19 protein-coding genes are annotated in these 14,298 nt (G+C 50.3%); all 19 read right to left on the bottom strand.

The annotated features are described in order from the left end of the window. Positions 1-21 precede the first annotated feature (21 nt). On the bottom strand, positions 22-282 hold the full coding sequence (xseB, locus tag CRG97_RS10880; RefSeq protein WP_076320886.1) for an exodeoxyribonuclease VII small subunit: 261 nt from the start codon (positions 280-282) through the stop codon (positions 22-24). After that, positions 272-1,642 (bottom strand): exodeoxyribonuclease VII large subunit, encoded by a 1,371-nt coding sequence (xseA, locus tag CRG97_RS10875; RefSeq protein WP_098742954.1) that lies wholly within the window; start codon positions 1,640-1,642, stop codon positions 272-274. Before xseA ends, xseB begins: the two co-directional genes overlap by 11 nt. A 1-nt stretch (position 1,643) precedes the next feature. Beyond that, entirely contained in the window at positions 1,644-2,504 is an 861-nt protein-coding gene (gene folD / locus CRG97_RS10870; RefSeq protein ID WP_098742953.1) for a bifunctional methylenetetrahydrofolate dehydrogenase/methenyltetrahydrofolate cyclohydrolase FolD, read from the bottom strand. Positions 2,505-2,565: 61 nt separating this feature from the next. Beyond that, positions 2,566-3,024, bottom strand: a complete 459-nt coding sequence (gene nusB, locus CRG97_RS10865; RefSeq protein WP_076320883.1) for a transcription antitermination factor NusB — start codon at positions 3,022-3,024, stop codon at positions 2,566-2,568. A 176-nt stretch (positions 3,025-3,200) separates the two neighbouring features. Further along, complete coding sequence (locus CRG97_RS10860; protein ID WP_076320882.1) at positions 3,201-3,434, bottom strand: DUF2273 domain-containing protein; 234 nt, start codon at positions 3,432-3,434, stop codon at positions 3,201-3,203. A gap of 15 nt (positions 3,435-3,449) precedes the next feature. Beyond that, positions 3,450-3,989 carry an alkaline shock response membrane anchor protein AmaP gene (amaP, locus tag CRG97_RS10855; protein ID WP_076320881.1) on the bottom strand — a complete coding sequence of 180 codons (540 nt, stop codon included), beginning with the start codon at positions 3,987-3,989 and terminating at the stop codon, positions 3,450-3,452. Positions 3,990-4,061: 72 nt separating this feature from the next. Next, positions 4,062-4,475 carry an Asp23/Gls24 family envelope stress response protein gene (locus CRG97_RS10850; RefSeq protein ID WP_009591235.1) on the bottom strand — a complete coding sequence of 138 codons (414 nt, stop codon included), beginning with the start codon at positions 4,473-4,475 and terminating at the stop codon, positions 4,062-4,064. Between the two features lie 118 nt (positions 4,476-4,593). Further along, complete coding sequence (gene accC / locus CRG97_RS10845; RefSeq protein ID WP_098742952.1) at positions 4,594-5,937, bottom strand: acetyl-CoA carboxylase biotin carboxylase subunit; 1,344 nt, start codon at positions 5,935-5,937, stop codon at positions 4,594-4,596. Between the two features lie 54 nt (positions 5,938-5,991). Beyond that, positions 5,992-6,495 carry an acetyl-CoA carboxylase biotin carboxyl carrier protein gene (gene accB / locus CRG97_RS10840; RefSeq protein ID WP_098742951.1) on the bottom strand — a complete coding sequence of 168 codons (504 nt, stop codon included), beginning with the start codon at positions 6,493-6,495 and terminating at the stop codon, positions 5,992-5,994. Between the two features lie 169 nt (positions 6,496-6,664). Then, entirely contained in the window at positions 6,665-7,537 is an 873-nt protein-coding gene (locus CRG97_RS10835) for a SpoIIIAH-like family protein (RefSeq protein WP_098742950.1), read from the bottom strand. A 65-nt stretch (positions 7,538-7,602) separates the two neighbouring features. Beyond that, positions 7,603-8,247: a stage III sporulation protein AG gene (spoIIIAG, locus tag CRG97_RS10830; RefSeq protein ID WP_202618905.1), complete on the bottom strand. Its 645-nt coding sequence runs from the start codon at positions 8,245-8,247 to the stop codon at positions 7,603-7,605. 14 nt (positions 8,248-8,261) lie between these two features. Continuing rightward, positions 8,262-8,984 carry a stage III sporulation protein AF gene (gene spoIIIAF / locus CRG97_RS10825; protein WP_076320876.1) on the bottom strand — a complete coding sequence of 241 codons (723 nt, stop codon included), beginning with the start codon at positions 8,982-8,984 and terminating at the stop codon, positions 8,262-8,264. Between the two features lie 41 nt (positions 8,985-9,025). Then, complete coding sequence (gene spoIIIAE / locus CRG97_RS10820) at positions 9,026-10,234, bottom strand: stage III sporulation protein AE (protein ID WP_098742948.1); 1,209 nt, start codon at positions 10,232-10,234, stop codon at positions 9,026-9,028. A gap of 15 nt (positions 10,235-10,249) precedes the next feature. Next, entirely contained in the window at positions 10,250-10,639 is a 390-nt protein-coding gene (gene spoIIIAD, locus CRG97_RS10815) for a stage III sporulation protein AD (protein WP_071223846.1), read from the bottom strand. Between the two features lie 10 nt (positions 10,640-10,649). After that, positions 10,650-10,853, bottom strand: a complete 204-nt coding sequence (spoIIIAC, locus tag CRG97_RS10810; RefSeq protein WP_007129715.1) for a stage III sporulation protein AC — start codon at positions 10,851-10,853, stop codon at positions 10,650-10,652. A 16-nt stretch (positions 10,854-10,869) separates the two neighbouring features. Further along, positions 10,870-11,388 (bottom strand): stage III sporulation protein SpoIIIAB, encoded by a 519-nt coding sequence (gene spoIIIAB / locus CRG97_RS10805; protein ID WP_076320874.1) that lies wholly within the window; start codon positions 11,386-11,388, stop codon positions 10,870-10,872. Next, positions 11,381-12,379 (bottom strand): stage III sporulation protein AA, encoded by a 999-nt coding sequence (gene spoIIIAA, locus CRG97_RS10800; RefSeq protein ID WP_098742947.1) that lies wholly within the window; start codon positions 12,377-12,379, stop codon positions 11,381-11,383. Before spoIIIAA ends, spoIIIAB begins: the two co-directional genes overlap by 8 nt. A gap of 98 nt (positions 12,380-12,477) precedes the next feature. Beyond that, positions 12,478-12,744, bottom strand: coding sequence for a YqhV family protein (locus CRG97_RS10795; protein WP_076320872.1), 267 nt, complete (start codon positions 12,742-12,744; stop codon positions 12,478-12,480). Positions 12,745-12,945: 201 nt separating this feature from the next. Beyond that, positions 12,946-14,199, bottom strand: a complete 1,254-nt coding sequence (locus CRG97_RS10790) for an aspartate kinase (RefSeq protein ID WP_098742946.1) — start codon at positions 14,197-14,199, stop codon at positions 12,946-12,948. Between the last annotated feature and the right edge of the window lie 99 nt (positions 14,200-14,298).

Raw genomic sequence — 14,298 nt, 5'->3', positions numbered from 1 at the left:
TATTGATGTATCGGAAGTCTGTTATTCACCTAGTTCACCTGTCTCATCAAGCGATCCACCAAAAGGCTTACGCTTCAGTTCTCCGCCTTCTTCTACGATCATTTCGATTTTTTGCTCCACCTGCTCCAGCTTTTTGCTGCACATCTGCGACAGCTTCATGCCCTGTTGAAACAAATCGATGGCTTTTTCCAGCGGCACGTCTCCATCTTCCAATTGCTCTACAATCGTCTCGAGCTGAGCCATCGCTTCTTCAAAACTGATCTCCAATGTTTCATTCGCCATTCTCTTCATCCTCCTTCATTCCCCACACTTGACACTGCAGTTGTCCATCGCTGACCCTGACGTTAACCAAATCGCCTAACTGAACATCTTCGATGGATTTGACAAGCTTTTGCTCTTGCTCGTCATACACGAGACTATATCCTCTGGACATAATTTTCAGTGGACTGAGCGCATCGAGATGCCGCATTTCGGTTTGCAGCTGCGACATCTTGGATTTCATAATCGACTGCATCGCATTCATTAACTGCCGGTTGGCCTGATCTTTTCTTCTCGCGGCGAACTCCGCTTGAGTTCGCGGATTATACCGGATTAATCCCTGATGCAGTGATTTTTGCCGCTGGCGGACCAGGGACAGCTGGGATTTCAGGTTGCCCTGCAGCCGCTGGGACAGCATGTCCAACCGTTCGGCATGCTGCAGCATATACCGGCGAGGATGAACCAGAACCGGGGAACGCTGGAGCGAAACTAAACGGTCACGACTTCGCTTAAGACGCTGCTGAAGTCCCTGGTTTAGCTGGCGCTGTCTTTGTACAAGCTGCCCCCTCAGTTCCGCACTGCTCGGTACCGCGAGTTCCGCGGCGGCCGTTGGCGTAGCGGCTCGTAAATCCGCTACAAAATCGGCGATCGTAAAATCCGTTTCGTGTCCAACGGCGGAAATAACAGGAATATTGGATTGATAAATAGCTCTTGCAACGATCTCCTCATTAAATGCCCACAGCTCTTCCAGTGATCCGCCGCCGCGCCCAACGATGAGCACATCGGCCTCAGCCATGTCATTCATCGTTCGAATAGCCTTCACGATTGAAGGAGCAGCCCCTTTGCCTTGAACCAGCACCGGATACAATATCGCTCTTGCCTGAGGGTACCGTCTCCGGATAGTAATCATAATATCCCGAACAGCGGCACCCGTCGGCGAGGTAATAACACCAATCGTCTTGGGATAACGCGGCAAAGGCCGCTTGCGCTCGGCTGCAAATAAGCCCTCTTCCTCAAGCTTCGACTTCAGCTGTTCATAAGCAAGGTACAAACTGCCGATCCCGTCAGGCTGCATTTGAACCGCATAGAATTGGTACTGACCATCCCGTTCATATACCGACACATTACCCCTGGCAATAACGCGAGAGCCTTCCTTCGGTATAAAAGGGAGCCTCTGGTTATGAGTCGCAAACATGATCGCACGAATCCGGCTGCCTTCATCTTTTAAGGTAAAGTACATATGTCCGCTGGAATGATGGGTGAAATTGGAAATTTCACCGCGGATCCATACGTCGGAGAGCCTGGAGTCGCCTTCCATTTTCATACGGATATAACGGTTTAAATCCTTAACGGATAATACTCGTCCTGGATCTGCCGACTTCATATCAGCTCAACCCATTCAGCCTTTTGGCGGCTATCAAGGTATTCTGCATGAGCATCGTAATGGTCATGGGTCCCACCCCTCCGGGAACCGGAGTAATCGGACCTGACACTTCCTTCACGCTCTCAAAGTCAACGTCCCCGGCAAGCTTTCCGTTCTCCAAACGGTTCATGCCGACATCGATCACGACCGCGCCGGGCTTCACGTAACTGGCATCAATCATATTCGCTCTGCCGATCGCAACGACCAGGATATCCGCGTGACGAGCGATTTCAGCCATATTCCCCGTTCTGGAGTGACACATCGTAACAGTGGCGTTCTCTCGTTGGAGGAGAAGGGATACCGGTTTGCCAACGATATTGGATCTCCCGATTACAACAGCATGCTTGCCTGCAATCTCAATGCCTGTCCGCTTGATCATTTCAATCACGCCGGCAGGTGTGCACGGCAGCAGACTGTCGTCGCCTATTACGAGGTTACCCACGTTAACCGGATGGAAACCGTCCACGTCCTTTTCCACTGCAATCGCATCAATGACGGCCTTCTCATGGATGTGTTTAGGCAAAGGGAGCTGGACCAAAATTCCGTGAATGGATTCCTGAGCGTTGAGCTTGTCCACGAGCGCCAGCACTTCTTCCTGGCTGGATTCCGCGGAAAGACGATGCACCTCGGAATAAAAGCCCAGATCCTGACATGCTTTCTCCTTGTTGCGAACGTAAACATGCGAAGCCGGATCATCCCCTACAAGTACAACAGCCAAACCAGGACGTACATTCTGCTTGGACAATTGTTCTACTTCTAACGCAATCCCCTTGCGAATTTCTTCAGAAATCTGTTTTCCGCTAATTATCGTTGCTGCTGTCATCCTAATCTCTCCTCCATTATGATGGAATGATATCGTTTCAAGCTTAGCTTAAGCGTGCAGATTAAGACTGACGCAGCTTCGCCTTGACTTGATCCAGCTCCTGAATCATCCGGCCCAGTACGCCGTTGACGAATTTCCCTGACTCCTCGGTTCCGAAATGCTTGGACAACTCAATCGCTTCATTAACAGCTACCTTGCCAGGTACATCTTCACGGGATGTCAGTTCATATACAGCCAAACGCAGGATTTGACGATCCACACGGGAAAGACGACTTACCTGCCAGCCTTTTAAATAATGAGCGAGCAGTTCATCAATCGAATCCTTGGATTCCCAGGTTCCATTGACCAATTGCAGCACATACTCCTTCACTTGAACTTCGTCGCCGATGACCCGCTCGGTCTCATTTTCTTCGGCCGCTTCCGAGAGCAGCATCGACACGGCTTCCACACTGTCGACCTCGTTCATCTCCATCTGGTAAAGGCTTTGAACGACAATCTCTCTTACTACACGTCTTTTCATTTTGTTCCTCCTGTGGACCCTGCTGAATCCATTTTTCTAATTAGTATGATCCATTTGTCGTCAAGACTTGACAACATTTAAAAGGTCAAAAAAAAACCTGTGAATATCTCTCTCCGCAAAAAAGGCGCACTACACCTGTCCTCAGCATTTTTTCCGGAGAAAGCATATCACAGGGTTCATTTAAACGGCCGCCAGCGCTCGGAAAGCCATCGTCCCCATTCCTGAAAGTGGAACACGGAGCCCTGCTTCAGATCCTTGCGCTTGCCAAATATATAGCCGATAAATACCACTAATGCAAAGAACAGCATATCCCAAAAACCGGATAATAAGTAAATCAGTCCGCACACAAGCCCGCCGGTCACCCCGGCAATTCTTCCTCTGTGACTCTCCCATATTTCTTTCCAAGGCATTGGGGAAGCTCACCTCTATTCCACGCGGCTCTTGAAGCTTGGTGCCTGAACCACGTTAGCAATGTATACGGATACGGATGACACGGGTATTCCTGTTGTATCTTCAACAAAGTCGTGCACCTGCTTCTGCACTTCCGTTGTTAGTGTAGGAATGGATTCCTCACCATCAACCACGGCGCGTATCGCAATATCAAGACCCGATTGGGATACCTTGATCCGGGATTTCAAATCCTTGACTCCACGGACGCGCGAAGCCGCCTTGAGACAGAGATTCTCGATCGTCTCCACAGAGATTTGAATGTCACCAAACTCCGTGCGCTGATCGATGGAATTCAGGTTCGAGCGATCGCGCCTTACGGAGATGTAGAAGAAACGGATGCTCAGCAAAAACAAAACCGCAGCTACGATAATTCCAGCCCAGAAAAGGCGTTGTTCCTGAACGCTTGTTAATTCATACGGAACAGCGCCACTCAACAGGAGGATGGCAACTACGGATATGACACCGATACTTAAGCTGTAGATAAACAGCAAAAGTCTGTCCATTAATTTGGCCACGATTCAGCACAGCCTCCTTAAAATTAGATTAAACCCTCGACATCGCTGCCCAGGGCTAGCCTGAAAGTATTCTTATTTCACGCGTTGAGCCAGATCCAATTCTTCCGTCTTCTCTACGGATTTCATGAAATGGACATCATGAATATGTACATTGACTTCAATCACCGTAAGCCCTGTCATATTCTCAATCGAACGTTTCACGTTGCGCTGGATTTCTCCGGCTACTTCAGGAAGACGATGACCATACTCCACGATAACGGATACGTCAACAGCAGCTTCCCGTTGTCCAACTTCCACTTTAACACCCTTGGATAAATTCTTGCGTCCGAGCAGTTCAGCAATGCCGCCTGCAAAGCCTCCGCTCATCCCTGCAACCCCACGTACTTCTACCGTAGCAAGTCCAGCGATGACTTCAATAACTTCCGGAGCGATCTGAATTTCACCAATATCTGTACGTTCAAATTCTGTAGGCAAAGTTTCCGCCATTGTCTCAACACACCTTTCGGAATAAGTTAGCGGATGCACCCCAACTGCTTAAGGCATGCGCTCTTATTACTCATACTATACCATTTGGCCAAGTTTATGACAAACTTGGCCAAAGGTTTCAAATCTCATTTTCTTCCAAAAATTTAATATCGAAGTCACCCTTCAAGAAGGTAGGATGCTTCAACAGTTTCTGATGAAACGGGATAGTTGAATAGATCCCTTCAATCTCGAATTCAGCCAATGCGCGCTTCATCTTCGCGATGGCTTCATCGCGGGTCGGCGCCCATACAATCAGCTTGGCAATCATCGAGTCATAATAAGGCGAAATGGTATAACCGGGATATGCCGCACTGTCTACCCGCACGCCAGGACCGCCTGGAGGCAAATAGAACTGAATGGTTCCAGGAGCAGGCATAAAGTTCTTGTCCGGATTCTCGGCATTAATCCGACACTCGATGGACCAGCCATTAATAACGACTTCCTCTTGCGTGAAAGAAAGCGTGTTGCCCTCGGCAACGGAGATCATTTCCTGAATCAGATCAACCCCGGTCACCATCTCGGTCACCGGATGTTCCACCTGAATCCGCGTGTTCATCTCCATGAAGTAGAACTGATCGTCCTGGCCGAGCAAAAATTCAAGCGTACCTGCACCGGAATAGTTAACGGCCTTTGCGGCCCGAACGGCGGCTTCGCCCATCCGGCTGCGTACCTCTTCACTTAGCACCGGACAAGGAGCTTCCTCAACAAGCTTTTGTCTCCGGCGCTGCACAGAACAGTCACGCTCCCCGAGATGCACGGCGTTGCCATGTTTGTCGGCGATAATTTGAATCTCTACATGCTTCATGCCGGTTAAATATTTCTCCAGATATACGCCTGCATTGCCGAAGGCCTTCTGGGCTTCCTGCTGTGCATTTGTAATCTGTTTAACCAGCGATTCTTCATCCTCGGCGATCCGAATCCCCTTACCTCCGCCACCTGCAGTAGCCTTGATAATGATTGGATATCCGATATCGCGGGCAAGCATAACGGCCTCATTCAAATCCTCGACCAATCCGTCGGATCCCGGAATAACCGGAACACCTGCATCCTTCATCGTCTGCTTCGCAACAGCCTTATCTCCCATACGGTTGATCGCGTCAGCGGAAGGACCGATAAAGGTAATGTTGCAGGATTCACAAATCTCCGCGAAATCCGCGTTCTCGGCCAAAAAGCCATAGCCGGGATGAATGGCGTCACACTCGGTCAGTGTAGCAACGCTCATGATATTGGTAAAATTCAAATAGCTGTCTTTCGATAACGTAGGGCCGATGCAATAGGCCTCATCCGCCAAGCGAACATGCAGGGATTCCCGGTCCGGCTCCGAATATACGGCAACGGTTGCGATGCCAAGTTCCCGGCAAGCCCGGATGATACGAACGGCAATCTCTCCCCGGTTCGCGATAAGCACTTTTTGAAATGTCATGCAGTAACCTCCTTCGGACTCTTGCGACTCTCGTTCTTGGCGAGTCCCTCCATATTACTCCGGTTTCACCAGAAACAGAGGCTGCCCGAATTCTACAAGTTGACCGTTCTGTGCGAGAACCTCTACGATTTCGCCTTTGATCTCTGCTTCCAGTTCATTCATCAGCTTCATGGCCTCAATGATGCAGACCGTCGATTTATCAGTCACCTTGTCCCCGGGGCTGACAAATGGCCCAGCCTCAGGCGATGGGGACCGATAGAAAGTTCCTACCATCGGTGATACGATTTTATGTAATGAGCTGTTGCCATCCTCCACGGAATCCTGCTGTGGTGCAGCTGCAGGTGCTTGATTCGCCGTATTCGGCTGTACGATTTGTGGTGCCATCACTTGCTGTGCCGGTATGAACGCTTGCGGCGCTGCCTGATAGTTGTTAACCACCTCGGCTGCATTGGGTTTCTTAATGGATAAGCGTGTACCTTCGCTCTCAATTTCCAGCTCATGCACGGATGTTTGATCCACCAGCTTAATAAGTTCCTTGATTTCGTTTAATTTAAACATTATCGACGTTCACTCCTTCACTTTCTTGGAAGCCCTTGCTTAGGACAGTCAGTCAATAGCTTAGAGTATTATATCACAATCGAGCGAAATAGAAAGAGCCCAAGGCAATCCTTAGACTCTTTCGGTTTTATCATATATCCGTGATTTATGTTGAAATCTGCGGACAAGCTTATGGCGCAACATATTGAACGGTTACTTTATCCGGCGAAACCTTCAATTCCTTCATCACAAGACTCACGATGCCGGCTGCACCTTTAGCATCGAGTTTCTCACTCAGTACGACCACATTATACTTCTCGCTCTCTTCCTTCACAACGGCGTTGCCGTATTGCTGCTGCAGCGCTTCTTCGATGCTGAGAATCACTTCCTCTCTCGCTTCGGCCGCTTTCAGCTGCTCGGTAGCTTGAGCTGTTTGCTCCGGCTTATTTTCATGATTGTCGATCTTTGTCATTAACTCATCGTATAATTTCATATTTTTTTGTGAGCGGTCCAATTTATAGGACTCCAACTGGGCTGCTGCTGATGTTGCATTGGCAGCCACTTGCTCCAGCACTTCTTCATCCGATTTCTTACCGTTGTTGGTGCTGCTTGTGTCTTTGGAGTCCTTGGCGCCCTCTTTGCCTGTGCTGCTAGCGTCTTTGGAATTCTCGGCACCCTCTTGGGATTCCTTCACTTCCGGCTCTTCCGTTTTACCGGCTTCGCCACTTGCTTTTCCTTGATCCCCTTGCTCACCCTGTGTTGCCTCTGCAGGGTCTTCTGTGCCGGCCGCACCTGTATCGCCCGTTGCAGTCCCTTGCTCATTGGCACCGGAATCACCGTCAGTACCTTCTTCAAGCACTTCGTTCACAACCAGTTCGTCGCCAGTGCCTGCGGTTCCGTTTGCTTCTTGTCCGGCACCTGGCTTCTGACCGTCCACTTGCGTGCTCTCGGCAACCGGCGGCGCTTTCGTTCCCGAATCGTCGGTGAATAAGTAGTAGGCTGACAGGATGACCATCAAACTGAGCATGGATACTAACCATATGGTTTGTCTTTTGTTATTCATTTGAACGTTTCCTCCTTTGAATGAAAACCTTGGCACGAATGATCGGATCATTCGAGAGACTGCGGTTATTCCTGTTTACGCGGGACAACGGATATACGATAAGACGGGACATTGAGGCCTCGCTGGATCGCATCCACGATCAAGCTCTTTACAACATCATTCTCGGCTCCCTTGGCTACGACGAGCACCCCCCGGACTTGAGGTTTGATCTTCTTGGTGACAATCGGCGTTTCTTCTCCGGAAGATTCATAGGTGACAATCTGGCCATCACGCTGATAACTTGTGACATGGCGCTTACCTCCGTTAGCATCGGTTTCCTCCGTCAGTTCCTGTGTATCTTTCATGTCACGCTGGACGACCAATTCCTCTGTAGATTCCACAGTCACCATGACATCGACGGACCCAACCCCAACAATCTGTTCCAGCATGGTTTTAGTTCGCATTTCAAAATCCTGCTCGATACTTTCAAACTCACCGCCGCCGCTGGTTGAAGTCCCGCCTTGGGTCGTTGAGACCGCGGCCGTCTCCGGTGGCGGCTCGCGACCGATATTCTCATGATCCAGCTTCTTCACATTGACGAAGGAGTTGAACAGCATAACCGCAACGCCGATCAGACCAAGAATGATCAACCACCTGAAGGTTTGCATTTTTCTTGCTCCGCCAGCGCCTCCGCCCAGCCATTGTTCCAACCGCTTCAACCAATTTCCCATCATCCTCACCTCCGCTACAGCTTTTTATCCTGCTCCTGCCCTGGCATATAGATCGTAATCAGATCCGGCTCCAAATCCCACCGACGGCTAATGTATTTCCGAACCGGCTCTGCTCTTGCTTCCTCGGCCTTGCTCACTGCTTCTGCATTCGCTTTTGCCGCAGCCTTCCCATCCCGTTCCGATTGCATGGATTCAACATTCACCTGAACGGAATCCACAGGTTCTATGCCGATGGGTTGCTTATCATCGCTGTTCTCTACCTCTGCATTCTCCGATTCACCTCCAACCAGTCTTACGTCAACAGATCGTATCGTAGCGCCTGCATATCCCTTGTCCTGCCTAGCAACTGCAGCCAGTACCACCTTGACCTCCTGAACCGCTTCCCCCGTTTCTGCCGCAATCTCTTCTTTCATCACCTGGGCCAATTCGTTGCCTGCCCACTGAAGGCTTTGACTCTGCTGCGTTTCCTTCAGCTTCTCGGCCTGTGCCAGAATATGCTCCAGCTGAACCTCCTCCGGCAGACCTTTCTCCTGCCGCTCCAGCTCCATCGCCAGTTGATTCTCAGGGGGATCCGTTATCAATGTGATAATCGGGCTAAGCAGCGTAAGCAGAATCAACAGGCTCAGGACTAATCTGGCGTATCGTTCAAGCGCTTTGCCGGGAAGTATCAAATCAACGAAGGCTGCAAAGAGAACTACCATGATGACGCTTTTCAACCAACCTCCAAGCCAGTCCATTCGTCATTCCTCCTAAAGATTAGCCGCCGCTATATTCTGCCTCACCTCATCATGACGGTAATGTTGCCTGCCGTGAGCAGAATCGTTATGGCCAGGAAGAACATCATACTGACTGCGGCCAAAGCTGTAAAAACATACAGCATCGTCTTTCCGATCGTCTGCAGGCAGGTGCCGATCGGGGTGTCTCCGAGCGGCTGCATGACGGCCGCTGCAACGTTATATATCAAGGCAAGCGTCAAGATCTTGATCGCAGGGAATGCGCAAAGGAACAAAATAATGATGACCCCTGCCAGCCCGATGGAATTCTTGACGAGTAATGAGGCCGAGATCACGGTATCCGTTGCATCTGCGAACATCTTGCCGACTACCGGAACGAAATTGCCGGTCACATATTTGGCTGCTCGGATCGTCACACCGTCCGTAACCGAGCTGGTAAGTCCTTGGACGGAGATAACCCCCAGGAACACGGTAAGCAGCACGCCCAGAACGCCCATCGAAACTCCTCGCAGCAGGTTGCCCAACTGGGTCAGCTTGTACTTTTCGGATAGCGAACTAACCAGATGCAGCAGAGCCGAGAAGAACAGAAGCGGGAACACAATCGTGCTGATTAGCGTACCTACCGTATGTACCATGAAGATGACTAGCGGATGAGCCACCGAGACAGTCACGACATTGCCCATCGAAGCCATCAGTGCAAAGAGCAAGGGAAGCATCGCCATCATGAAATCGATCATTTGGGTAATGGCGTCCCGGGCATATCCAATCGCGATGCTGAAGCTGTTAACGGCAATGACCAGGACAACCATGTAACAGATGGTATAGGCAACCCGACTCACGGTGCTCTTTTCGAAGGCCGTCTGCAGATTCTCAAGGATCAGACTCATGATGCTCAGCATCACAATGGTCGCCAGCAGCTTGCCGTTATAAAGCACCTCGTGCCACAAATACTTTCCGATTCCGGACATAACCCCTTTGAAGCTAAGACCATCGCCACCCGGCAGCAGCATATCCATCAGGGACGGCGTCTTTCCATCCGGGAAGAAACCGCCGTAATCCTTCATGAGCCGGTCCCAGTATTTCTCGACCTGGTCCGTCGGCAGCTGCTGCGTCTGCTGCTCTACCCACTCATCTGCCGGATTTGCCGCGGCAGCCGCACTTATCGTTCCGCAGAACAATCCGGACATAAACAACATCAGGATCAGTAGACGAAACACAGCCAAGCCATTTCGAAGTATAACTCCTGTAACCATGTCCCCCCACCTTTTTCAAGCCGGGAGGAGCTTCAGGACCGTCTCGATGATGATCCCGATAATCGGTACAGCGAGCACCAATATGAGCACTTTTCCCGCCAGTTCTATTTTGGATGCGATCGATTCCTGTCCGGCATCTCGTACGATCTGGGCCCCCATCTCCGCAATATAGGCAATACCGATGATTTTCAGAACGGTCTTCAGATAAATGATCTGGACACCGGAGTTCTCCGCCAAATCTTCCAGCATGGATAAGACATTTCCGATCTTCCCGATCAGGAACAGGAAGATGAGAAGTGAGGTCGCCACTGCCAGAAGAAAGGCAAAGAGCGGCTTCTGTTCCTTGACAACCAAGATCAGCACGGTAGCGATGATGCCCAGTCCTACCACCTGGATAATTTCCATATAAGTCCACCTACTGGAATAGAAAAATACTTTTGATTTCCTTAAGCAAATCGTCGAGCAATCTGACCACCATAAACAGCACAACCACAAACCCGATCAGGGTTACCCAATGTGCCATATCCTCTTTCCCCATCTGTTTCAGGACGGTATGAATCATGGCAATGATGATCCCGATACCGGCAATCTGGAAGATGGCGTTCACTTCAATGTTCATTTCCCTTGGCACCTCGCTAAAAGATCAAAATGACGATCAATGCTCCAATGAGCAGTCCCAGACTTTTGCTCATCTTTTCATATTTGACCTGGTCATCCCTTGCCGCTGCTTCTTCATGCTTGAGCTGTCCCACGGCCAGAGCGATATGTTTGATCTGGTCCTGCCTGTCACTGGTGCCAAGAACGCCGCTTAGCTGCTCCAACACCTCACGCTCGGCACTTTTCATTGATGTTCGCTTCCAGTATTCGCCCAGTGCCTTGCGGATGCTGTCCTGTGCGGATAACCCATAATCGGGTCTCATGTAAAGCGCGGCTGAGGCAAATAAGGATCTGAGCGGTTCACGAAGGGAATCGCCAATTCGCTCCAGCGCATCGGGTAGCGGCGTCAAACCGTAGCTGATCTCCGTTTCCAGCCGTTGAAGCGCGAGAATAAGTTCTCGCAGCTGCCTGGGTCTTGCTGCGAATTGCTGGGCCTGAAAAAATCCGGCTAAAGTTCCTGCTCCCAGCACAAGCACAGCCCCGACCAATTTAAGCATAGGCATCACCGCCCGGCGGACCGACTGCAGACGTCTGAAGCGTTCGCTGACCTCCGTCATACAGCTTGTATGATCTTTGGTCGCTTGTTCTACTGAGAACGGCATACATCTCAAACATTCGGTTCTCCAAAAGACCGGCGAGTGCCGGTCGCCCCCGCATATCTTGTATGGATGAGCCATGTGCCGTTGCAATCACGCTAATTCCTGCATGCAAGGCTTCAATGACGGCTTCCGCATCCTCAGGCCGACCGATCTCGTCCACAATCAGCACATCCGGGGACATCGAACGGATCATCATCATCATCCCTTCAGCTTTCGGACAACCATCCAGTACATCCGTACGCGGACCTACGTCGAATCCAGGGACTCCGCGCAAACAACCGGCGATTTCAGAACGTTCGTCGATGATGCCTACCTTCATTCCCGGCCAATGCACGGCCGAATTCCCCCACTTGCCGTAACTGATCTGCCTCGCCAGATCCCTGAGCAGCGTTGTTTTGCCCTGCTGAGGCGGGGATAAGATCAGCGAGTGCATCACCCTTTTCCGTTTCCGGTCAAGTAAATGCGGGATGATGTCATCCGCCACTCCCTGAACCTCCTTGGCAATCCGGACATTAAATCCACTAATATCCCGAATGTGTTCAACCTTACCCCCGCTGAGCACCGTCCGGCCGGTGAGCCCGACCCGATGCCCCCCAGGTATCGTGATAAACCCTTTTCGCAATTCCTCTTCCATGGTGTAGAGGGAATGGTTACTGATTAGATCCAGCAACCGATGGGTATCTTCACGCGTCGGCTTATACGCTTCATCAGGCCGCAGTGTAAGCCCGCCCCGCCGGTCCAGAAAATGATGCTTGCCCGCCGAATTAATTTCCAGCGGACGTTCCTCCCGGATACGTACCTCCTCTACATGATCGAGAAGCTCATTCGACAGGCTCAGCAACATTCGTTTTACGGTTTCGGGAAACAGGTCTAACCAATTCAATGTCATATCAATTTCCCCCAGGTTGTCCTTTTTGATCATCTTCTAATAAGAGAACTTCATATCCCATGTGTATGCTTGTACCTGAAAAATATGCAGCGAATCTATCATTTTTTTAGAACGCCGTATAAGAGACAGGAGACGCCGCACAAAATCCAGCCGATCTTCCCCCACGACAATTTATCTGCCATTCCCACAAGGCCAATCGTTGTTGTCAGAATCAGTACCAAAGGGCCCATAAAAGCTAGGGCCGAATTCACAGCCAGCGCTTTATCGACTTGGTTCAGACGCAGCATGATGATGGCCGCCACAATCTCGAGACTGCCGGAGAAAAAACGAAGCGTGGCCATACTAGCGACAAACTTGTCCAGCATGCTATATATCCTCCTTCTTCCTTGTTCACATGTGTGATGTTTAAAAATATGCGAGGTACTCTCGTTTTATCTCTATTTTTTCAATTTCATAGAAGCGAACTTTGAATCTTTCGGACAACGCAAAAAATCCCGGCCGCTATGGACCGGGATTACTCTATTTAATATCGATATGATTGCAGAAAATGATTACATAAAAAAAGATTATCGCCGAACCTGCGGTCCGCCAACGGAAGCCTGCTGATCCGTATCCAATCCGTACGCGGTATGAAGCGCTTGTACGACACCTTCCAGATTGGTTCCTTCAATGACGCAGGATACTTTGATTTCGGACGTGCTGACCATTTTGATGCTGACCCCCTGCCGGGAGATAACATCAAACATTTGTGCGGCCACACCCGGGTGGCTGACCATGCCAGCGCCAACAATCGATACTTTCACCAGATGGTCTTCCGAGGTAACGTCACGATACGGAGTTTTGCCGCGGATTTGTTCAATAACTGACAACGCACGCTCCCGATCGGCCAAGGAAACGGTAAAGGAAAAGTCTGCTTCGCCGTTCTGCACACCGCTCTGTACGATAATATCAACATCAATCGCTTCTTTTGCAAGCTCTCCGAACACTTGAGCCAAAACGCCTGGCGTATCGGAAACGCCCAGAATACTGATTCTTACCACATTCTTGTCAAATGCAATTCCGCTGACTACCACACCTTGTTCCATGCTTGTTTCCTCCTTAACAACCGTACCCTCGTTATGATTAAAGCTGGATCTGACGACAAGCTTGACTTGATTATGCTTTGCATACTCAACCGCACGCGGGTGAAGAACAGCTGCACCAAGATTGGCTAGCTCCAGCATCTCGTCATAGGAAATCTCCTTCAACTTCCGCGCACATTTAACAACCCGCGGATCCGTGGAGTAAATTCCGTCCACATCTGTATATATTTCGCATACATCCGCTTGGATAGCAGCCGCTAGAGCAACCGCCGTGGTATCTGATCCCCCGCGTCCAAACGTTGTAATCTCTCCATCCTCAGACATTCCCTGGAATCCCGCTGCAATGACGACATTCCCTTCGTCAAGCGCTTTAAACACGCGCTCTGGCATAATATCCGTAATGCGGGCTTTGCCATGGACCGCTTCTGTTCGGAACCCCGCCTGCCAGCCGGTAAAAGACTTTGCCTTGCGTCCGAGACCGTGAATGGCCATGGATAGCAGCGATATGGATATCTGTTCTCCCGTGGTCATCAGCATATCCATTTCCCGCGCCGGCGGATTCTCGTTCAACAGCTTTGCCTGGTCAATCAAATCGTCTGTCGTATCCCCCATAGCAGACACCACGACTACACATTGATGACCTTCATCTTGTTTCTCTACAATTCTTCTGGCAACACGCTTCATACGTTCTGTATCCCCTACAGAGCTGCCTCCGAATTTCATGACGTACAGTGACAATGCTTCTTTCACTCCCCACTAATATCAGTATGTAACAGCATTCAGGTGGTTTCTCACTTTAAAACAGTATAATACGAAAGTGAGTCATCCCGTCAAGGC

It is taken from the genome of Paenibacillus sp. EZ-K15, from assembly GCF_002573715.1.
GTDB lineage: Bacteria > Bacillota > Bacilli > Paenibacillales > Paenibacillaceae > Paenibacillus_AQ.
Note: the sequence above shows the minus strand (reverse complement) of the source record. Positions and strands in the feature narration are given on the sequence as shown.